Annotated in this window: 16 protein-coding genes and 1 tRNA gene; 6 read left to right on the top strand and 11 right to left on the bottom strand. The window is 51.4% G+C overall.

Annotation, left to right across the window (positions count from 1 at the left end):
- Positions 1–9 precede the first annotated feature (9 nt).
- Together L0665_RS05645 and L0665_RS05640 are read left to right on the top strand one after the other, a co-directional pair.
- Positions 10–432, top strand: a complete 423-nt coding sequence (locus L0665_RS05645; RefSeq protein WP_274924721.1) for a hypothetical protein — start codon at positions 10–12, stop codon at positions 430–432.
- Positions 433–903: a DUF2240 family protein gene (locus L0665_RS05640; protein ID WP_274924720.1), complete on the top strand. Its 471-nt coding sequence runs from the start codon at positions 433–435 to the stop codon at positions 901–903.
- 44 nt (positions 904–947) lie between these two features.
- On the opposite strand, the gene L0665_RS05635 is transcribed toward L0665_RS05640, so the two are convergent.
- A complete protein-coding gene (locus tag L0665_RS05635) occupies positions 948–1,346 on the bottom strand; it encodes a 30S ribosomal protein S6e (protein WP_274924719.1) in 399 nt (132 codons plus the stop codon).
- Positions 1,347–1,436: 90 nt separating this feature from the next.
- Positions 1,437–3,239, bottom strand: a complete 1,803-nt coding sequence (infB, locus tag L0665_RS05630; RefSeq protein ID WP_274924718.1) for a translation initiation factor IF-2 — start codon at positions 3,237–3,239, stop codon at positions 1,437–1,439.
- A gap of 589 nt (positions 3,240–3,828) precedes the next feature.
- Between infB and L0665_RS05625 the strand changes: the two genes are divergently transcribed.
- The 3 genes from L0665_RS05625 (at position 3,829) to L0665_RS05615 (ending at position 6,936) form a co-directional block, all read left to right on the top strand.
- Positions 3,829–3,900: transfer RNA gene (locus L0665_RS05625), tRNA-His, on the top strand.
- Between the two features lie 135 nt (positions 3,901–4,035).
- On the top strand, positions 4,036–4,560 hold the full coding sequence (locus L0665_RS05620; protein ID WP_274924717.1) for a DUF6141 family protein: 525 nt from the start codon (positions 4,036–4,038) through the stop codon (positions 4,558–4,560).
- A 204-nt stretch (positions 4,561–4,764) separates the two neighbouring features.
- Positions 4,765–6,936, top strand: a complete 2,172-nt coding sequence (locus L0665_RS05615; RefSeq protein WP_274924716.1) for a PAS domain S-box protein — start codon at positions 4,765–4,767, stop codon at positions 6,934–6,936.
- A 39-nt stretch (positions 6,937–6,975) separates the two neighbouring features.
- On the opposite strand, the gene L0665_RS05610 is transcribed toward L0665_RS05615, so the two are convergent.
- Positions 6,976–8,391 carry a PAS domain-containing protein gene (locus tag L0665_RS05610; protein WP_274924715.1) on the bottom strand — a complete coding sequence of 472 codons (1,416 nt, stop codon included), beginning with the start codon at positions 8,389–8,391 and terminating at the stop codon, positions 6,976–6,978.
- A 181-nt stretch (positions 8,392–8,572) separates the two neighbouring features.
- Here L0665_RS05610 and acs point away from each other — a divergent pair, with 181 nt between their 5' ends.
- Positions 8,573–10,465 carry an acetate--CoA ligase gene (acs, locus tag L0665_RS05605; protein WP_274924714.1) on the top strand — a complete coding sequence of 631 codons (1,893 nt, stop codon included), beginning with the start codon at positions 8,573–8,575 and terminating at the stop codon, positions 10,463–10,465.
- A 163-nt stretch (positions 10,466–10,628) separates the two neighbouring features.
- On the opposite strand, the gene L0665_RS05600 is transcribed toward acs, so the two are convergent.
- From L0665_RS05600 to L0665_RS05565, 8 genes are all read right to left on the bottom strand, one after another.
- Positions 10,629–10,865 (bottom strand): hypothetical protein, encoded by a 237-nt coding sequence (locus tag L0665_RS05600; RefSeq protein WP_274924713.1) that lies wholly within the window; start codon positions 10,863–10,865, stop codon positions 10,629–10,631.
- Positions 10,866–10,942: 77 nt separating this feature from the next.
- Entirely contained in the window at positions 10,943–14,086 is a 3,144-nt protein-coding gene (locus L0665_RS05595; protein ID WP_274924712.1) for a DEAD/DEAH box helicase, read from the bottom strand.
- Positions 14,087–14,149: 63 nt separating this feature from the next.
- Positions 14,150–14,563 (bottom strand): DUF4377 domain-containing protein, encoded by a 414-nt coding sequence (locus L0665_RS05590; protein ID WP_274924711.1) that lies wholly within the window; start codon positions 14,561–14,563, stop codon positions 14,150–14,152.
- 72 nt (positions 14,564–14,635) lie between these two features.
- A complete protein-coding gene (locus L0665_RS05585) occupies positions 14,636–15,508 on the bottom strand; it encodes a PhzF family phenazine biosynthesis protein (RefSeq protein ID WP_274924710.1) in 873 nt (290 codons plus the stop codon).
- A gap of 131 nt (positions 15,509–15,639) precedes the next feature.
- A complete protein-coding gene (locus L0665_RS05580; RefSeq protein WP_274924709.1) occupies positions 15,640–16,941 on the bottom strand; it encodes a methyl-coenzyme M reductase glutamine C-methyltransferase in 1,302 nt (433 codons plus the stop codon).
- 71 nt (positions 16,942–17,012) lie between these two features.
- Complete coding sequence (locus L0665_RS05575) at positions 17,013–18,329, bottom strand: PEGA domain-containing protein (RefSeq protein ID WP_274924708.1); 1,317 nt, start codon at positions 18,327–18,329, stop codon at positions 17,013–17,015.
- A 133-nt stretch (positions 18,330–18,462) separates the two neighbouring features.
- Positions 18,463–19,764, bottom strand: coding sequence for a PEGA domain-containing protein (locus L0665_RS05570; RefSeq protein WP_274924707.1), 1,302 nt, complete (start codon positions 19,762–19,764; stop codon positions 18,463–18,465).
- A 54-nt stretch (positions 19,765–19,818) separates the two neighbouring features.
- Positions 19,819–20,895 (bottom strand): ABC transporter permease, encoded by a 1,077-nt coding sequence (locus L0665_RS05565; RefSeq protein WP_274924706.1) that lies wholly within the window; start codon positions 20,893–20,895, stop codon positions 19,819–19,821.
- Between the last annotated feature and the right edge of the window lies 1 nt (position 20,896).

The following is a 20,896-nucleotide window of genomic DNA, read 5'->3' as shown; positions in this document are numbered from 1 at the left end:
AATGGTATAATGCGCAGAATATACCACCGTTTCCCGATAAGAAGCGATCTGGTTTTTACAATACAGCGCCCGTTCATTGACGTGGTGTCAGCACTTTGTGCCCTGCATGGGACGCATGATGTTGGCAAAGCACCCGGGGGGGAGATGGTACGGATTGATTTTAGTGCAGCAGTGGCAGAGAAGAAGATCTCCTTTGTTCCGGTTGACCGCGTTCCTGACCTGCTCTACACGATTACCGAGGCAGTTGATTTCCAGATTGAACTCAAAGAAACAACGCTCATGTCAGACCGGCGTATCCCCCGTTCAAAGAATGTCTTTCTTCTTCATATTGCTGAAGTGGGGATGGCCAGTGAGTGTGTTGTGGTGAAGACCAGTACGATGAATGGGCTGGATGCAATGGATTTGAAGACTCTGCTTGAGGGTGTGGTATAGGTGGCTCTCAGAACCGCTGTAGCAGCGCCTTTCCGGCATATGCATCGGGATCGCCTGCGTCGTCCGGAATTTATCTATTTTCTTGCAATTGACCGGCGCTGGATGAATCGTGATCAGGCGGGTTCCCTCATTACGATTGCTCTTCGTGAAGGTCTTCTGCAGGAGGAGGGGGGGGTACTGGTGCCTTCCTTTAATCCGGCAGAGGTGGAAATTCCACTGGGGTTCCGCCCGTCAGAGGATATCTTTCTTCAGGGGGAGAATTATTGTGATACTCTGATGGTCCGTATTGCTGAGGCACGGGGTATGTCGCAACAGGAGGTGGCTGCAGAGATTCATAGTATCATCAGTGAGCAGTTTGATGGTCGTCTTCTCCCTGAAGCTGGTGCGGTTATCCTTGCCCGGAAATATGCGGTGCCGTTTGAGGATCTTATTGAAAAACTGCGTGAATCACTCAGCGGTTCTGGTTGCTGAGTGAAAAATCAGCAAAAAAAAAATATTTTTAATTTTTTTCAGGGTTACTCTGCTGCTGCTTCTGCAGGTGCAAAGTAGTCCTTCAGGCTCTTTTCGCCATATTCAACAACCTTTGCATTGATCTGGACAAAGTCCCCGTTGATCTCTGCGCCACGGATGGTCATTCTTCTGCGCTGACCGTTGTAGGTAGGGCGGAAGCCAGTACCATTTGCGAGGAGAAGTTTCCTTCGGGTGAGTCCCGGGAGATCGCGACGTGCGGGGATTCCCGTCTTGTCGGTTGCTCCGGTGATTGCGATCTGGTACCCTGCGAATCCGAGTGCATCGCCTGCAATGATGTCGCCTACGCTCTTACCGATGAGTGCTCCTGCCATGCCGCCGGTCGCCTCAACTTTGTATGATATGCCCTCCTGTGGATCTGAGAGAACTACTTTGAAGTCTGCCATATTGTAATGCTCCTTTTTGAAAGTGTCTACTATGTTCGTTTGAATGATATTAAAAATTGTGGGGAGTGGATGTTTGCATATTTGAACACGTTACTTGCCCCAGAACGGCCGTTCTTTCCGTTTAATGCGCGTATACTCCTCTAAAACATCGATCATTCCGCCGGTGAGGTGGGTGGTCATCTCTCCTTCGAGCACCTTGACATGGTGTTCGGGGATCTCGACATAGAGGTCATCTCCCACATTGATCTGGCGACCAACTGTTGGTCCTTCAATGGAGATTGCAACCTCGGCACCCTGGTTTGCTTCGTTAATATTTTCCTGCCCCATCTTCATCTGTTTGATCCGGCCGATCCTCTTTCCTGACGGGAGGACGAGGTTGACACCTGACTGCAGTTTTCCAGACAGTACCCGGACACCAACCACTGCCGGGTTGGACTGCCGGAAGACACAGTCCGGGAGAAGGGATATTTTTGCCGGGAGAATGAGTTTCTCAAAACTTTCCTTGTGCATGAGGCGGCGTGTCTCCTTTTCCCAATCGATGTAGTCATCGATGAGGTGGTAGATGACATCCGACTCAAAGAGACGTACGTGGCCCATCGAATGCTCGGCAAGGATGTCGATGGCATCCGGGAGGATGGGGGTGTTAAAGGCGAGAATGATGGAGTAGAGTGGGTCTTTTATGGTGGAGACTTCTACAATGTCATGTCGGGAGACCGGACCTACCTCTGCATGCATGATGGGGATCTTGTTCTCCTCCAGTTCCTTGGAGAGTGCCTCCAGAGCGCCGATGGTGTCGGCCTTGATGAATACTCCCTCATCGGAGAGGTTCACCTGTATGTCCTGCATCTCGTGGAGGACAGAATCAACAATCTCCTCACGGTTGCCTCTCACCACGCGGAGAGGTGATCCGGCGATGGCACCTTCCAGTTTCGGGGCGGAGACCTTGATACCGGATGCAGCGCTCACCTGTTTCACCCGCTCAAACCGTTCTTCGGTAAGAATTTCCTGCATAGGTCGGGGTTTTAACAGGGAACGAACCTTTGTCTCGATGACGCCGTGTTCCCCGCCGACTACGATCTCATCTCCCACGCTCAGCTGGCCATCAATAAGGATAACGTCAAGGGTGGTTCCGAGCCCCCGTTCTTCTTTCACTTCCAGGACAGTGCCGTATCCCGGGCCGGTGGTGGAGAGTGTGAGATTTTCTGTCAGGTACCGCTGTGCCAGGCCGATCATTATCATCAGAAGGTCGGGGAGACCTTCTCCGGTGATGCCTGAAACCGGTACTATGGCGATATTCCGGGCGAAATCCCGGACCCGATCGAAGCGGTCGCAGTTGAACCCCATCTCTGAAAGCTCGCCGACCAGTTCATAGGTCTTTGTCTCAATCATCCCCTGAACCCGTTCGTTCTGAGCTGCATAGGTCTTCATGAAGGGTGCGTTCTCCTGCACTCTCCAGCCATGGATACGGTCTATCTTTGTGGCAGCGATGACAAAGGGTGTCTTGAAATTCCGGAGAATCTGGAGCGCTTCTTTGGTCTGTGGCTGAAACCCGTCGTTGATATCGACTACGAGGATGGCCATGTCAGCAAGTGCCCCACCGCGGGAGCGCAGTGTGGTGAAGGCATGGTGGCCGGGTGTGTCGATGAATAGCAGTCCCGGGACGTCAAATTCCTTCGCCCCGCTGGTGTTACTCATCTTCTGGATCGCGCTGAGAGGTACAATGGTTGCCCCGATATGCTGGGTGATAGAACCTGCCTCACGATCCACCACCGATGAACCCCGGATGCGGTCCAGGAGTGATGTCTTTCCATGGTCTACATGTCCCAATACGCAGACCACTGGTGTACGAATGGATGGTGCAGCTTCTGATGCTTTCTTCTTCTTTTTTGCCATGCGTTCCGGTCTCCATATTTAGTATTGTTATAAAAAAAATTCAATTCATTCGCCGCTCATCCGGTATGCTCCGTGTTGCAGCTTTTTCATATAAATAGTTCACCTGAAGTATTAATGGTGTTTGTGTGGGTGGTTGCCATGCAGCCTTCCTGTTGGGTTCTAACCATCTTTTTTTGTGATTTAGCCCATTATTTGGTGTCCTGTGGGGCGTGGGCAGATGGAGGGGGTGCCGGATGTGTGGGTGACTTCGGTACGGCCGCGGGAAAGGTGCGGAGAATGCCCAACTGTCTCATGATCTTTTTATCGGGTGGTGAGTTCCGATGGTTTTGGAGGTATGGCTGTACTCTCGTTGGCGATGAAGAGGGGATATTGGGTTATTCTGTTCCTCTCTTTGACTTAATAATTCGTTATTTCCTGTTTATTCCTGGAAGGGGGGTCTTATCCGGAATTTTGTGCAATATATTTTGTTCTGCTGCCTAACGGTGCGTTCATGTCTGTTCTTGTGCCAAATGATGGTTTTTACCTCGGTTGTGTGAGGACAAATAAGATAGATTAAATACTGTTCGTGTCAAAATAAGAGAGGCATCTTGCCGGGGTAGGGTAGTGGTTATCCTCAGGGATTGTGGCTCCCTGGACTCGGGTTCAAGTCTCGGCCCCGGCCTCTTTATTTTTTTGGATTCTTTTGGAAATAGTTTGTTTTTGGGCATAGCTCTGTTTTTGCTCTGGTTTGTTTCTCCGGTTCCTCTAAATGTGAAGAACTCCCTATCCTGTTTGGATGTGGGTGGGGGCAGACGATATGCGTGATGGTGTTCTCTTTTCAGAGGTGCAGTGGTTTCGTACTCAGGGTCTGGTGATGATTGTCTGGTTTGGTGCCCTTCTTATCTGGTACGGATTTTATCTCCAGATTGTGGCGGGTGTGCCCTTTGGGGACAATCCAGGGCCGGACTGGTTGATGTGGGTGCTTCTGGTGGCATTTGGTATTGGTATGCCGGTATTTTTTCTCCTCCTCCGACTTGAAACAGAAGTAGTGGACGGGTGTTTGTCCTATCGGATGTATCCGGTTCACCTGCAGTTCAGGGTGGTGGCCTGTCATGAAATTGCGGCAGTTGAGGCTATTTCATACCGACCGCTGCGGGACTATGGCGGTTGGGGCATCCGGCGGGGGAAGATGGGGCCTGCTTATACCGTTTCGGGTAATCAGGGTGTCCGCATTTCCCTTGTTGATGGCACATCCCTTCTCATCGGGTCACAGCGGGCAGATGAGCTTGCCGTTGCGATTTTTCCGGGTATAATGTATGAAAAAAGGGCATCTTCGGTGTGATGGTATTCATTTGTTCAGGACAGGCGCCTCCCGTTTAGGGAAGATGTGCATATTTATCTCATTTGGTCTCGGATTTTTCTCATAAGAGAGGGGTTTTGCGATGTTCTTTCTCCCGTGCTCCGGGTTGTGCCGAAATGCTAAACAATAAACGTAGGTACACTCAAATTTTAAGGACTGAGGCAGGTTTCTGTCCTGGATGATATCATGCGTGTCCTCTATATTGACAATGATGAAGATTTTCTATATACGGCAGCAAAATGCTTGTCTGATACGGGGAGTTTTCATGTCGATGTCTCATCATCATCTGTCGATGCGCTTCTCAAACTGAAAGAAAATAGATATGATGCTATCATCTCGGAACATGTAATCCCTGCAATAGATGGAATCGGGATTCTGAAAGATCTCCGTCTTGCCGGTGATGCTATCCCCTTCATCTTTTTTACGGCTTATCATGGAGAAAATACTGCCATTGAAGCCCTGAATGCGGGCGCTGATTATTATCTCCGGAAAGATGGGTTTTCCTCTGCACAGCAGGAAGTACTCATCAATATTCTCCATCGGCTGGGAGCAGGGAAACGGGCATCCTGCCCGCCGGTGCCACTCCAGTCTGAGCTGCGGATGATTCTGGACTCATCGGATGAACCTACCGTCTTCACTGGACTTGACCATGTTATTCTCTGGGCAAATAAGTCCTATATCGTTTGCCATGGGGCGGAGAGCCATGGTGTCGTCGGCAGACACTGCTATGAGGTTGGATGGGGGAGGGATGTGCCCTGTGCATATTGCAGGGTCTCTGAGGTCATTTCCACCGGAAAAAGTGTGTCTTCTGAAATTGCTCACCCTGATGGTCGGTTTACCTGGATCACTGCCTATCCGGTAACGGACAATGAGGGGAGGGTATGTGGGTTTGTCGAGAAAGAGACTGACATCACTGCGATAAAAAAGTCTCAGGAGGCTGTCCGGCAGGAAAAAGAGAAATATAATCTTCTGATTCAGTCGGCCAGTGATATGATCTATCTGTATGCGCTGCTGCCGGGAGGTAATTGCGGAAGAATTCTGGATGTTAATGCTGCTGCGTGCAGGAGGATGGGTTATTCGCGGGAAGAATTTCTTCAGATGGTTGCCACTGATATTGATGATCCCGATATTGAGCAATTCCGTGACTCTCTCATCTATGAAGTTGGTGAGATGGGTCATTTTATCTTTGAATGGCAGCACGTGACAAAGGAGGGGGGGGCGGTGCCTGTTGAGGTCTCCGTAAATCACTTTATGCTGGATGGTGCGCCTGTCGCACTCTCTGTTGTCAGGGATATAACGGAGCGCAAAGTTTCAGAACGGGCCCTCAGAATGCGTGAGCAGGAATATCGTGATCTGGTTGAAAATATCGATGAGGTTATTTTCCGAATTGATCCCGAGGGAAATTTTACCTATCTTAGCCCTGCCATTGGGAAGATGGCGGGGGGGGCCGGATATAGTCCGTCAGAACTTATCGGGAAGAATTTCATTGATTATATCTATCCTGCCGACCAGCCCATGTTGCAGAGACATTTCCGGGAGCGTCTCTTGGGGATTACCAAAAAGTCGACGTTCCGGTTGGTGACGAAGGCGGGAAATGAGCGCTGGGTGCTGGAATCCAGCAGGCCAATTAGGGAAGATGGTGCGGTGGTTGGTGTTCAGGGGGTTTTTCTTGATATCACTGATTTAAAACAGATGGGGGCTGCCCTGAGGAAGGCAAACAAGAAACTGAATATCCTCTCCAGTATCACACGCCATGACATCCTGAACCAGATCACTGCAATGAATCTGTATCTGGAACTTATTGAGGGTGATTCCGAGGATTCTGGGAGGCTTAAGGAATTTTTCGAAGCAACCGGGAAAATAATGGGGAATCTGGAGCGGATCATCACCTTCACCCGTATGTATGAGGATCTGGGTGTAAATGAACCTGAATGGCAGGATATTGGTGCCATTGTTGAGCAGGAGATGATTCCGGTCTCTGGTGGGCTGACGGTCAAAAATGAGGTGCATGGCTACGAGGTCTATGCCGACAGCATGCTGGGGAAGGTCTTCTCCAATCTGATGGGGAATTCAGTGATGCACGGGGGGGATGCACATGGTGTCACGGTCTTGCTTGAAGTGCATGGTGCTGAAGTGTGTATCCTCGTCGCTGATGATGGTGCGGGCATTCCGACAGATATGAAAGAAAAAATTTTTCAGAAAGGTGTCGGGAAAAATACCGGATTCGGATTATTTTTGTCCCGGGAAATTCTTGACCTGACTGGATTATCAATCAGGGAAATCGGTTTGCCGGGTGTTGGTGCCTGTTTTGAGATTCATGTTCCCGAAGGGAATGTCCGGTACGTTTCCGGTGCCTGACCAGGCCTTTGTTGTTAGCCAGTCTTGTAAGAGATTTTGTTACTTTGATTTGATTTCCCGTGCAATAGAACAGAAATACATCTCCTCGTCTGCTTTCACGAATGTTCGTGAAAGGTCGACATCAAAGATGGTTCCATCCCGTCTGCGGTGCACTGATATGGTTCGCTCTTTTCTGCCGGGTTCCGGTTTGTTCCACATTGTGTCCCATTTTTCCTGAGTGATTGAAGGGTTTACATCATAGATGGTGCATTCTGCAAGTTCTTCCCGTGAATAGCCCATCAGTTCCTCAGCCGTCCGGTTTGTCTGGCAGATGCTTCCGTCCCGACTGAAAAGGAGGATGGAATCTGAAGCCTGGTCAAAGGCCTGTCGTGTGAAGAGCAGTTCCTGTTCAAGATCTTCTTTTTCTGCAAGAACTGTCATAAGTGCCTGATTTGCCTGCTGCATCTCTGCTGTACGCTTATGGATATTCTCTTCAAGATTCTGGTGATACTGGAGGACTTGTTCCTCGTAGTGCTTCAATGCTGTAATGTCATGTCCGGTGGCATGATATCCGGTGATAGGGCCACCAACCTCTCCAATGGCACGGATGGTCCACGTTTCCCAGCCGGGGGATCCGTCGCGACGGATGGCATGTATGTCTTCTCTCACCGGGCTGCCGGCGGGCTGGAGGGATGCAACGAGGGAGTCCAGGTGGCGGCGTTCATCCGGCCGGAATGCCGGCATAAATCGGATGCCTGGCATGTGGTTTGCCGGGCGCCCGACATGACGGCAAAATGCTTCGTTTGCATATTCGATAGTCATCGCGGGTGAGGTGGAGACAACCCATTCGGTGACATCTTCACTGAGTGCAGTATAGCGTTCTTTCCAGGTATTGAGCTCTTTTTCTGCGGCAGCTTTTCCGGTGATGTTGATGAAGGTGACGGCACATCCTGTGGTGCCACTGGTGAATACGATGGGGATGAACCGGATAGCAAGGTCTGTCTTCTGCCGGTTTTGGGTGATGGCGGTGTGGTATTCTCCTGGTGTTCCTGCCACTGCATTGTGGCATTTTGTGAGGAATGCCTCGTCACGGAAAAGTGGTGTGGGCACTGCCGTATATGGGGTGTACTTTGTCTCTCCCGGGAGGTTGAGGAGTTGCACTGCCTCTGGGGTGGCTTCTGTCACTTCCAGACGGCTTGTCAGGCAGAGACAAGTGGGTGGAGTGACGAGTGGGAGTGCCTGCACCGGCACCCGACGGGATGGGAAGTAAACCTTGGCGGGTCCCATGCGTTTCCGGTCAATTTCTCCGGTGACGACCAGCATGTCCAGATATTTGGCGGTGGTATTGCGGTGCATGGCGAGGCTGGTGGAAATTTCCGTGATGGTCATACCTTTTGATGATTTCTGCAAAAGATTCCGTATCTTTTCTGTTTCTTCAATTTTTGGTTTCATCTTCCATCCTTTTCTGATTTTCATCGCCCTGCTTATGCAGTGCATATGTGTTGTGCTTAAACAATATTTATACGGTGCACTGTCAATAAAGGTGTAGCAGTGCATTGCATTGGCACGCTATTTCTCCTTTTTCGGTAGCCATACCCGGGAGGGAGGGATCAACGCAACAAAAAATATACATGATTAATCATGTGGGTGGAATATCATGCCAGGTTCATTTGATGTAAAACTCGAAGAAACGGTGTACCTTCCTGATCCTTCAGTTCGTGAACAGTCGTGGATCGGTGACTATGATACTGAATATCAGCGATTTCTCCGTGATCCGGATGGATTCTGGGAAGGGATCGCGGATGAACTCGACTGGTTCAGGAAGTGGGACCACGTGAAGAAGTGGAACCCTCCGTACGCGGAGTGGTTCACAAATGCACAACTCAATATCACTCACAATTGCCTTGACCGGCATGTGAAAGATGGGCGGCGCAACAAGGTGGCTCTCATCTGGCGGGGTGAGAAAGAAGGGGAAGAGCGGGTGCTTACCTACCGGCAGCTTCACCGGCAGGTTATGCGATTTGCCAGTGCCCTCAAAAAGATGGGTATTGAAAAGGGGGATACAGTCTGTCTTTACATGCCGCTTGTGCCTGAACATATTGTGGCACTTCTGGCGTGTGCGAGAATCGGTGCGGTTCATAACATCGTTTATGGAGGGTTTGGGGCAGGAGCACTGAACTCCCGCATTCGTGATTCTGGAGCAAAACTCGTTATAACATCAGATGTCGGATACCGTCGCGGCAAACGCGTGGCACTGAAGGCAATTGTTGACGAAGCGGTGGTCAATGCCCCAACGGTGGAGAAGATAATCGTCCTCCGCCGGTCTGATCCGGGCCCTGAACTCTTCAGTGAGATGGAGGTGGACTTCTACGAGGTACTGGAAAGCGGGGATGAAACCTGTGAGGCAACCGTGATGGACGCGGAAGATCCTCTCTTTATTCTCTATACCAGCGGGACGACTGGCCAGCCGAAGGGCATTGTTCACACCTGTGGGGGATACATGGTCGGTGCCTACTATACGACAAAATATGTATTTGATATGAAGGAGAAGGATGTCCATTGGTGTACGGCTGACCCCGGATGGATCACCGGCCATAGTTACATCGTCTACGGGCCGCTCTCCGTGGGTGCGACAGTTCTGATCACCGAGACCGTGCCGGACTACCCTGACCCCGGCATCTTCTGGCGCATCATCGAGGACTTCGGGGTGACTATTTTCTATACTGCCCCAACGGCCATCCGGATGTTTATGCGGGTTGGAGAAGAGTGGCCGGATAAATACAATCTCGACTCCCTGCGGGTCATCGGTTCGGTTGGTGAACCCCTCAACCCTGAGGCGTTTGAGTGGTATTACCGGGTCATCGGGAAGAACCGCTGTCCCATCCTTGACACCTGGTGGCAGACCGAAACGGGGATGCATATGATCACAACGATGGTTGGAGAACCAATGAAACCGGGATTTGCCGGTCGACCAATTCCTGGTGTGGTTGCCGATGTTGTCGATGCAAAGGGCAACCCCGTTGAGCCTGGGACAGGTGGGTTGCTTGTCATAAAGGAACCGTGGCCTTCACAGATGCGGGCGGTGAATAATGACGATGCCCGCTACCGTGCATACTGGGAAACGATTAACGGCTACTATACCGCAGGTGACCTCGCGGTAAAGGATGAGGATGGCTACATCATGATACTCGGGAGATCAGATGACATCATCATCGTTTCCGGCCACAACATAGGGACGGCGGAAGTAGAGAGTGCGCTTGTTTCCCATGAGGCGGTGGCAGAGGCAGCTGTTGTTGGTCTCCCTGATCCGGTGAAAGGCCAGATGGTGAAGGCCTTTGTCATCCTTGTTGATGGGCACACACCCACAGAGAAACTGAAGTCTGATCTCATCTACCACGTGCGGATGGGTATCGGCCCGATTGCGATGCCTTCGGCAATTGATTTCGTGGAATCGCTTCCAAAGACCCGCAGCGGCAAGATCATGCGACGGGTCTTAAAAGCTCAGGAGCTGGGGATGGACCCCGGAGACCTCTCGACACTGGAGGAGTAACTCCTCTCTCTTTTTTCGCATCAAATACCACCTGAATAGCAAACTGCTGAACAGAGGGGATGGTTCTGTCTGATAGGAAAGATGATACCGGTGAGTGTTAGTGGGGTTGGTTGGTAGAAGGTGTGACCATCATGGATGCCGCCGGTGCCCACACTCCTTAACCCTAAACTGCTGCCGCTGTCAGGTTATCCGTCGGTTCACAGACAATTGTCGGGGATGGGATGGGGATGTGGGTCGGGCGGATGGTCGGCTCAAAAGTGGAGGGTTGGTATCCATCATCATCCGTTCCGGAGGAAAAGGAGGTGCACCCACAGGCAATGCAGGAAAGGATGAGGCAGACAGCAATAGCTGTGATGAGTGTGATACGCCGGAAGAAAAATGGAAATCCTGATTTCGGCATGTGCTACGATCGTGTTTAGGGCGGTGGAGCATTTATGAGTGTTGGTGGGGGAGAACCGGCACGGTAGGGATGACGGTTCACACACTCATCTTCAGTGCCTTCTCCAGAAGGCGGGGCGGCATCGGCACGTCCAGTTTCCAGATGATACTCATCGGCCGGCTGCCTTCGTGCCTGACGTAGGTAGCTGTCCCAAGGCAGGTGTAGGGTTCGGCACGGCCATTTTTCTTCTTATTCTCCCGTGCAAAGAGAAGCACCTGTGTCCCCTGTTCGGCGTGGTGAATATAGCGTTGTCCTGTAGGTGATTCAACAGATGTGGTGCTCTGCGACTGCCAGTGGAAGAGTTCATCATTGATTGCATAATCCTCGTACATGGTCGTGGGTGAATAGTCTTCCTCGGTTTTGTTGAGGTTGATAAAGAAGACATCGAGGTTTTTCTCCACAAGATGGACCACTCCCTCCCGTTGCCCTCTTGCCGGTTTGGTGGTGGCGGTAAACTGCCCGAGTCCTGCAAAGATCTGGTCGCGGGTGTAGACCCCGTGCAGGGAGAGTGGTGTCCATGATGAAAGGCCGAGGGGTTTTTCCATGACTGAGAGATGTGCAGAGAGATACGCGATGATGGTTCGCACCTCTTCTGTCATCCATGGATGCGCACCGAATTCTGCAAATGGTTCGTGCAGTGAGACGAAGGTCTCCTCGTAGGGCCGTGTGTAGAAGGTATAATAGAGCATGGCATACTGCTGTTTTTCCCGTTCAGTGAGTGACGCACAGGGCCGGGGTGTGTGTGCCCGGAAGAATCCGGCACAAAACGAGAGGAATGATGATGAATTAGACGGAAGAAGGCGAAGAATACCATCTTTGAGCAGTTTAGCGGTATTTTTATCCGGTTTTTCCCCGGTCCCCGCGGCATAGCACAGCTCCTGAAATGTTCCCTTCTCATATATTTCGCGGGGCGTGAGATCGAAATAATCCATAAATGCAGAGAGGGTGAGTTTTTCCCCGGTCTGGCCTTCATAATTTCGTATCTTTGCAATGAGACGTTTTTTATTCTGAATTGAGTCATCAATATTTTGGAGTATGTGCTTTTGTGCCACACGTTCAAGGTGAATATTGCATCCTTTCGGGAGGAAGAATGACCCTGTTGTCACCTGCCTCTGGAGTGATTTGCAGGACTGGTAGAGTAGTGCCTCCAGATGTTCGGCACATTTATACTGTGCCCGGTGGTGTCCCACAAAGTCCAGGACGGTGAGGCATTCCTTTCCATCAGCCAGGCGGAGTCCACGTCCCAACTGCTGGAGAAATACCGTCAGACTTTCTGTTGGACGAAGGAAGAGGATGGTGTTCACCTCTGGAATGTCCACTCCTTCGTTGTAGAGGTCTACGACAAAAATGAAGACGATTTCACCGTTGACAAGGCGCTTCTGAATAGTATTTCGTTCTTCATGCGTGCTCTTTGCATGGAGAGATGCCGATGGAATGCCTGCATCCGTGAATGCCTGTGCCATGTACTCTGCGTGGTTCACCGTCACACAGAATCCAAGTCCGATGACGCCTTTTATGTCTGCCACATACCGGTCGAGTGCTCCGAGAATGGTTGCAACACGTTCGGTATTTCCGGTGAACAGATGGTCCAGCTCCCCTCTGTCATATCCGCCGTTCATCCAGCGGATCTGATCCAGGTCAACGCCATCGGCGACACCAAAGTAATGGAACGGGGCGAGCAGTTTCCGGTCAATTGACTCCGGGAGGCGAATCTCTGCAGCAACCCGCCCATCAAAGTGGGAGAGGATGTCGAGGCCGTCCATTCGTTCAGGCGTTGCGGTGAGTCCAAGGAGAATCCGGGGTGTGTAATACGAAAGTAATTGTTCATATGAGGGTGCAGCAGCGTGATGAAATTCATCGACAACGATGTAGTCGTAGTAATCGGGGGGCGTTTCTTTGTAGAGTTCCCTGCTGTTAAAACTCTGGATGGAGACAAAAAGGTGGTCTTTCTGCGTTGGCATGTGGTGACCGGTCAGGAGTTCTCCAAAATTCTGATCCTTAAGAACACCGCGAAATGTGGCACAACTCTGTTTTAGAATCTCTTCTCTGTGTGCCACAAAGAGAAGGCGGGGGTGTCTGGCATGTGTCTGTGCAAATGCCTTGTAATCAAAGGCCGCAATGACGGTTTTCCCTGTGCCTGTGGCGGCAACGATGAGATTTTTGGTGCGGCCAAAAAGCGTTCGTTCAGTCTGCAGCTTCTCTAAGATCTCTTTCTGATAGTAATAGGGCTGAATATCAAAGGGAGATATGAATACTTCGTCTGTGTTTCTCTGATGTTCACTCTGTAATGCCGTTCTCAGAATATCTTCATCTTCTTTCGGTCGATACTGATGAAATTCCGGGTCATTCCAGTATGTCTCAAAGGTCGCCTCCATTTTCTTCATGATATCAGGGGCATCCTGTGCCGTGAGTTTCACATTCCATTCAAGACCACTTGTAACGGCAGCATTTGAGAGGTTTGAAGAACCTACATAGGCAGTTGAAAATCCTGAGTAACGCTTGAAATAGTATGCTTTCGCATGCAGACGGGTCCGCTTTGTATCATATGATATCTGTACTGTGGTCTGTGGAAGGGATGACAGAAAGGCGACCGCTTTGAGATCGGTTGCACCCATGTAGGATGTGGTTATCACGCGAAGTGTTCCCCGTTGTGTGAATTCACGCAATTCATCCATGATGAGGCGGATGCCGCTCCACTTCACAAATGAGACCAGAATGTCGATTCTGTCTGCAGACTGGATCTCTTTTTTGAGTTCTCCCACCATGCTAGGTTCAATGTGGGATCCGGTAAAAAGAGAACTCAGGGAGAGTGATGTTTCAGGGCGGGTGATGGTGAGGTTTTGATACTGTGCCGTATGCGATTTGTCAATGATGGAGAGGAGGACTTCACCATCTTCTCCAATACGGCACCGATTGAGTGAGGCGTCACCGGTCTTCTGAGCGAGAGTTTCAATGAGGGCATTTGCGGTATGTATCTGGAGATCTACAGAATCTGATGATTCCTTCAGGGAAGCAAATGATTTCCTGAATATCCGGGTGAGATATAATGATATGAGTGTTGTGGTGTCAAATTTCAGAATGCTCTCGCAGGAGTATTCCGATAAATCGGCTGCAGGTTCATTCCGTTTTTCTGCAATGTACTCATTGATGAGCTGTTCATAGATGCCGGGGGCGAGACCCATTTTTGTTTATTTAAATATTGAGATGAAAAACCTGTGGATTTTGGTGTGAATGGTCTTTTTCGTTCATAATGTTGGTTTCTTCTCCATCACTTCAATCAGTTCATACCGCAGGTCTGGTGCATCGGCTGGTGGGTTTTCGACTTCTGTCACGTTCACCCGGAGCGTCCACAAATATCCTTCTGCATATGTGAATCCCTCAATCTGGTCGTAGAAGAGTTCCCAGCCGCCGTCTTCCGGGGCCGGTATCTCGCGGATGAGCATACATTTTTGTGGCCCGACACCGGTGCAGTCTTCCAGGGTGGGTGCAATCTGGATGGTGATTATTGTGGTTTTATTTTCTGTACCGTTCTGGTATCCCTGGTATGGATTTTCAGTGACGGTGTCCAAAAGCATGGTGCCGCCGATAACAAGCAGAACCACCACAGCTCCGCCGATGAGATATGGCCAGCCACGTTTCTCCCAAAATTTACATCTCATTTGTTCTCTCTCCGAATTTTTTGCAGTGTCCTCCGCTCACCGGTTTCCCTGGTATCCGCATCCGGCATCTGCTCATGTGAGTGTCCCTTTCATCACCGTTATTGCATTTCCGGTGAGAATCACCCGCCTACCGGTGGTACCTTCTTCGGTTTTGTCCCCGCCTTTGCCTTCTTCCAGTACCTCCACTATCAGTTCCCCTCCCCGCCGGGATGCCTGGAAGGCGTGGAACCGGTTTCGGCCGGTGAGGTGCTGCCAGTATGGCCCGAGGACGCAGTGGGCAGAGCCTGTCACCGGATCTTCAGGTATCCCGATTTTTGGGGCAAAGAACCGGGAGACGATGTCATAGCGTCCGCCATCAGCAGCGCCGGTGAGGATGATGCCTCGTGGTGGCATGGCGGCAATCGCTGCCATATCGGGTTCTGCTGCCTCGACCATCATCGCACCGCCGGTCCGTACCAGCCAGTCCATTGACGAGATACAGAAGTCTTCCACCGGTACGCCGAGTGCTTTCTCCAGTCCGTCCGGAACGGGTGCGGGTGTTGCCGGCAGGGCGGGAAAAGTCAGGGTGACGGTGCCCATATTCAGAGACTGGCTCCCCCCGGTGTCTCCTGATGTACACGGTTCTGATGCCGCTATGAGTGGGCCGCCACGGGAGGAAAATCGAATGTCTGTACCCTCCTCTTCCTCCCCCTCCTGCACGAGTATATGGGCGGCAGCACAGGTGGCGTGTCCGCAGAGGGTGACTTCAACCTGTGGCGTGAACCACCGTATGTCCCAGCCATCTTCTGTTTTGGAGAGGAATGCTGTCTCTGAGAGGTTCATCTCACGGGCGACATCCTGCATCCATCTGTCTGTTACGGGTGTGTCGGTGATACAGACTCCTGCCGGGTTGCCGGCAAAGGGCTGGGAGGTGTATGCATCCGCGATGAAATATCTGCCTGCCATTATCTGCGTAGTGTGGCGTGATCGGGTAAATATGTGCCGTGGGTGTGGGGTGTGCCTCTCTGAAATGTTTGGAAGTTTCAGGGCGCTAAAAAATGAAAAAAACAGAAAAAGATCTTCAGAACGGTGATCGTTCAGGCATACCTGCGGATTAATTTCGTTGCCCGTCTGACCGTATCTCCGTCCTTTCTCACTTCCGCAAGGTATGCGTTAAATATCTGGTCTGTCACAACATGCAGGCCCGGTTTAAACAGATCTGCATGCATCCTGAGGTCAAAAGACCGTGCCTCTGCTTCTGTCAGATGCAGGGATTTGTATTCTCCTGTATGTGGAGCGAAGGCAGGATTCTCAGCATCCGGTGTCCGCAGAGCAAGGTCTGCAAGCGGGGTGCCGGGAATAGGTTCTGCTGTGGAGATGAATACATCGTCAAGAGCATATTGTGCGATGAAGTCTTTGGTCTCTTCATATTCTGCAGCAGTTTCGGTGGGATATCCCACAATGAAACTCCCTGCGACATGCAGACCGTGTGCCCGGCATGCCTCAATCGCCTCACCTGCCTGTGCTGCAGTCGCCCCCTTTCCCATCAGACGCAGCACCCGATCGCTGCCAGACTCCAGTCCAAAGAAGACCCAGCCTATCGTATAGTCGCGGATGGCGTCAAGGACGGTGTCAGAGATGCAGTCCACACGGATGTCGGGGGATGAGACATTCTTTTGGCCCATGATTCCGGCCATCCCCTGCAGGAGTTCTGCAAAGGCTTCATCGTTCAGTTTCCCATCTGCATATCCATAGAGTGATCCTGTCCCACCGGAGACGGAAAGCCGCTTTGCGCCTGCACCTTTGAACGCCTGTACCTCCGCAAGGATCTCGTCGAGTGGTCGTGAACGGATATCACGCCCGAAGAACCGGGGCACCTGGCAGAAGGTGCAGGCGCCGATACAACCCCGTTGTGTCTCGATATAAGCCGATGCTCCCCGTATATCCTGCGTGGCGATATCGGACGGGATGAAGGGCAGTGGGCGGGAAACCTGACAGGGCGGTGCCGGGCCGGAGAATACGATTCCGTCCGGACCCATGAAGGCGATTCCCGGTACTGCTGCAGATACACCGTCCTCTAAGACAGCAAGTGCCCCTGTTTCTCCCTCGCCGCAGATGACCGCGTCCGGGGCAAGTTCACCAAGAACCATGTCCGGCACGGCAGAGACTGGTCCCCCCACATAAACTCTGCCTCCCGTCTTCCGGTATGTGGAAATAAAAGATTTGAGTGCATCGTCCATCAGGTTCTGTGTGGAATACAGGCTCAGAAACACCGTTTCTCCTGGCGATGCCTCAAGCGTGCGAGTGAGTGTCACTTCATGTCCTGCATCACGAACGATGCCTGCAATGACCATTGCACCATACGTGTACATTCCCGGAGAGATGACGAATACCTTCATTACCACTACTCTTGTTCTCAGTATGATATAACGATACAGATTCACGTACCGGGTGAAAAAAAAAGATGTGATTATTCTTGTTTGCGTGCAGCAAGAATCATTGCACAGGCACCGAGGGCACCGATCACTGCAAGCATGGGTGCGGGACTCTGGGTGGAAGTAGGTGTTGGGGCAAGGTTTGCCGAAACCGTTGATGTTGCACCGGCGTTCACCTGAGCCACTTCAGACCAGGTGGTGTATCCGGAGAGCTCAAGAGTGACAGTATAGCCACCAGGGGTCAGATCACTGAGTGTTACCGGAGTGATGCCCTTGTTCACATTGTTCAGCAGAACCGTGGCACCGGTTGGTGATGATGTGATAGTGATTGCACCGTTTCCGGTTGCACCGCCGCCAAGGTTTGCGTTCACGGTTGTGGTCTGGCCGGAGTTGACAGTCACTGTCGAGACTGAGTCATCATATCCTGAGAGGGTGACTTTCACAGAGTGACTGCCTGCTGCAATGTTATTTGCAAGGAGTGCATTTCCCGGGTTGGTTGTGCCGTAGTAGACGCTGTCAATATAGACTGAGGCATACGACGGGTTTGTGGTAACAGAGATGGAACCTGTTGTTGACTGTGGGTCTGCGGCGAGTGTTGCCGTTGCATAGGTCACTTGGTTTGAGTGGATCTGGATGGTGTTTGCCCATTCCTGGTATCCGGGCATGGTGACTTCAAGGGTATGTGCACCCTGGGAGAGACCGCCTATTGTCCGTGGGGTTGTGCCTTTGTATGCCCCGTCCAGGTAGATGTTTCCATTTGATGGGGAACTTGTGACAGAGAGCGTACCATAGGTCACCTGTGACTGGAGGGTAGCATAGGTGGTGGTTGTCTGTCCTGCGACGACCTTGACTGTGTCACGGTAATCATTATACCCTGAGTAGGTGAGCCTCAGGTCGTTATTTCCGGCAGGGAGATTATAGACTGTGTGCGGGGTTGTACCATAGTAAACGCTGTTCACATAGACTGCTGCACCGGATGGTGAGGAGCTTACCTGGATGTTTCCGGTTGTGGGTGTATTTGGGTTTAACGTCAGGTAGACAGACTGGTGTTCTCCCGGACTTGGTGTTGCAGGGAGAGACTTTGATGCAGACGAGTAGCCGGACTTTTCCGCCCTCACGGTGCTGTATGGAGCTGCGGTGGAATACACTCCGACACTCAGGACTCCACCTGTGGTTACTCCCTTGTATTCTCCGTCAAAGTAGATGGAACAACCATCGACATTGGTGTAGATGTCATACCATCCCTGGTCACCGCCAATGCTGGGACCCAGGGGGAGTTCAGCCAGTGCAGCAGGGACTGCAGCAGCGATGATGAGCATGCTTATGATAAGCACGTAAAATTTTCGTATCATGATGATCATTGAACGATTATTTTGCCGGATATAAATAATCTGCTGTTTTTTAATTGGCAAAATAAAAAAATTGTTCCGATTTTCAAAAAAATGCTCTAATATGAGTGAAATAAGGTAGGAAAATGATCTGCTTTCAGTCTTTCCTGTGCTCCCTTCTACAGAGGAAAAAACCGCCCAGTGCCATAAGTGCACTGGCGGGAAGCAGGAGGGAGAAGGGTGACTGCTTGGGGAGAGGTGAGAGGCTTGCTGAGACAGATGAGGTTGAGCCTGCTGTCACCTCAGTAACTGATGACCATTCCGTGTAGCCTGAAAGGCGGATGGTCACGGTATATGATCCGGGCTGTACCTCATTTGAGGTGACGGGGGTTATTCCCACCTTTGCATTATTGACATACACCTCCGCACCGGTTGGGGAGGATGTAACAGAGATTGTCCCATATCCGGTGCCTGAGGGAGAGAGTTCAGCACTCACCGTGGTGGTCTGACCGGAGTTAACTGTGACTGTCGAGACTGAATCATCATAGCCGGAGAGGCGAACCATCACAGTATGGCTGCCTGCGGTGACATCGCTGATAATAAACGGCGTACCGGGTGCTGTCTGTCCTTCATAGGTTTCGTCCAGGTAGACAGCGGCATAGGATGGGTTTGATGTGACTGAGAGGGCGCCTGTTGTTGGTGACTTCACCGGCACCAGTGCCGGGGAGACGGAGGTGACCTGACTGGCATAGACCCGTACTGACCCGGTCCAGTCCTGGTAACCGGGTTTTGTGAGTTCGACAAAGTATGAGCCTGCGGTGAGGCCACTTATCGTCTGGGTGGTTGTGCCGCGGAAGTTCCCATCCAGATATACATTCGCCTGAGACGGTGAGCTGGAAATCGAGATGGTCCCGTATGAGGTGGACGGAACAAGAGACGCACTCACGGTCGTAATCTGGCCGCCATAGACATAGACTTTCTGGGTGTAGCTGTTGTAACCGCTGTGCTCCAGCCGGAGCGTATACTGGTTGTTTGTGAGGCTAATCTGCTGTGGGGTGAGTCCCTGATATACATTATCGACATAGATGGAAGCGCCGGTTGGGGACGAGGTTACTGAGAGGGTGCCGTATGATGGTGTGATGGACGTCAGGGTGAGACTGACGGAATATATTCCTCCCGGTGAAGCGGATGGCAGGTTTACATAGGCATTGTTATACCCTGCACGGGATGCCATCGCCTGTGTGTATGATGCAGGTGTGTTGACGATCACCTGAAGATACCCGGATGAGGTCCTGCCCATATATTCGCCGTTAAAGTAGATATCGGCCACATCCACATTGGTATAGACATCATATTGGGCAATGCCTGCAATCGGCAGTGTCACGACTTGGGCCGCTGCCGGAAAGACAACACCTGCAGCAATCGTGCAGGCCATAAGAAGAAGTGCAAACCATTTCATTCTGATCAGACTCCCCCTTTCATGAAATGATATTTAATTCTATGGTATGCCTGCTCACTGCAGGGCCGTCTTCTCCACCACATGCATATACCGGTTGAGTGCGGCAATTCCCAGAGCAAGAACGCCAATCATCACGGCAAAAACTATCCAGTGCTCCCCCCCAACAGCGCCAATGGAGAGGAGGACAATCAGATTTGCCGGGTTTGCTGGGAGGGAGAGGACGCCTATTAAGACCACCACAAGGGCTGTTGAAAAGATGAACTGGGCACTGGTCCGTTCCCGGTAGTGCAGGGCCACAAAGGTGGACAGGAGGATCATAAGAAGCGATGCCACACTCACGTGCAGAAGAATTGGTACAATGCCTGCCACATATATGCCGTTTATCACCATCAGAGCAATCCAAAGGGCTGCCTGCACCGGCACAATCACAAAACAGGCGGCTACTTTGCCCCAAACCATCTCGGCGAAGGTGATGGGTGTGGAGATGAGGGTTTCGATGGTGTCATGCTGGAACTCCTCTGTGATCATGTCGATTATTAGTGCCGCTGAAATGATGGCAGGCATAAAGATGAGGAGGGGGATGAGAAGTCCGTAGACAAACTCATAGAAGTTTGTGCCGGGCACATCCGGCGGCAGGTTCACCACGATGGGGTCTGATGAGATGCGGTCTCCCCGGATGTCACGCAGACTCTCTTCGTATGTGACAAAGACATCTCTCAGTTTACTGTTCACGACCGATGACTGGATGTCGTTTTTGATGGTGTAAAGGGTGATTTTTACGGGGTCGTTCGCATCCGGGGCCGTATCCGGTACCCAGATAACCGCACTGAGTTTGCGTTCCTCAAGAGCGGTAACCGCGGTTGCAAGGTCCATCTCATAGACAACAAAGTCCCCGCTCTCCCGCAGCAGCTCCTCCAGTGGTGATGCTGACCCTGTGTAGGCGACTGAATATTGCTGCCGGGAGTATTCCGAGAGGGCATCCGGGTCATACATTGCAGCAAGACCGACGATGAGAAATGATGAAAACATCGCAATGAATAGCTGGAGAAGGATTGCGAGGATGATCGTCTTCTCGGCATTGATGGACCTCAACTCCTTTTTTGTGATGACGTAGATGTGCCGCAGGTCCATT

Source organism: Methanogenium marinum (assembly GCF_028912405.1).
In the GTDB taxonomy this organism is placed as follows: domain Archaea; phylum Halobacteriota; class Methanomicrobia; order Methanomicrobiales; family Methanomicrobiaceae; genus Methanogenium; species Methanogenium marinum.
Note: the sequence above shows the minus strand (reverse complement) of the source record. Positions and strands in the feature narration are given on the sequence as shown.

Coding starts and splice junctions, on each gene's coding strand:
- L0665_RS05620 (WP_274924717.1), top strand. CDS start 4,036: ATGCGTGATGGTGTTCTCTTTTCAGAGGTGCAGTGGTTTCGTACTCAG.
- L0665_RS05610 (WP_274924715.1), bottom strand. CDS start 8,391: ATGAAAATCAGAAAAGGATGGAAGATGAAACCAAAAATTGAAGAAACA.
- L0665_RS05600 (WP_274924713.1), bottom strand. CDS start 10,865: ATGCCGAAATCAGGATTTCCATTTTTCTTCCGGCGTATCACACTCATC.
- L0665_RS05570 (WP_274924707.1), bottom strand. CDS start 19,764: ATGAAATGGTTTGCACTTCTTCTTATGGCCTGCACGATTGCTGCAGGT.
- infB (WP_274924718.1), bottom strand. CDS start 3,239: ATGGCAAAAAAGAAGAAGAAAGCATCAGAAGCTGCACCATCCATTCGT.
- L0665_RS05575 (WP_274924708.1), bottom strand. CDS start 18,329: ATGATACGAAAATTTTACGTGCTTATCATAAGCATGCTCATCATCGCT.
- L0665_RS05615 (WP_274924716.1), top strand. CDS start 4,765: ATGCGTGTCCTCTATATTGACAATGATGAAGATTTTCTATATACGGCA.
- L0665_RS05645 (WP_274924721.1), top strand. CDS start 10: ATGCGCAGAATATACCACCGTTTCCCGATAAGAAGCGATCTGGTTTTT.
- L0665_RS05565 (WP_274924706.1), bottom strand. CDS start 20,895: ATGGACCTGCGGCACATCTACGTCATCACAAAAAAGGAGTTGAGGTCC.
- L0665_RS05635 (WP_274924719.1), bottom strand. CDS start 1,346: ATGGCAGACTTCAAAGTAGTTCTCTCAGATCCACAGGAGGGCATATCA.
- L0665_RS05590 (WP_274924711.1), bottom strand. CDS start 14,563: ATGAGATGTAAATTTTGGGAGAAACGTGGCTGGCCATATCTCATCGGC.
- L0665_RS05585 (WP_274924710.1), bottom strand. CDS start 15,508: ATGGCAGGCAGATATTTCATCGCGGATGCATACACCTCCCAGCCCTTT.
- L0665_RS05580 (WP_274924709.1), bottom strand. CDS start 16,941: ATGAAGGTATTCGTCATCTCTCCGGGAATGTACACGTATGGTGCAATG.
- L0665_RS05595 (WP_274924712.1), bottom strand. CDS start 14,086: ATGGGTCTCGCCCCCGGCATCTATGAACAGCTCATCAATGAGTACATT.
- acs (WP_274924714.1), top strand. CDS start 8,573: ATGCCAGGTTCATTTGATGTAAAACTCGAAGAAACGGTGTACCTTCCT.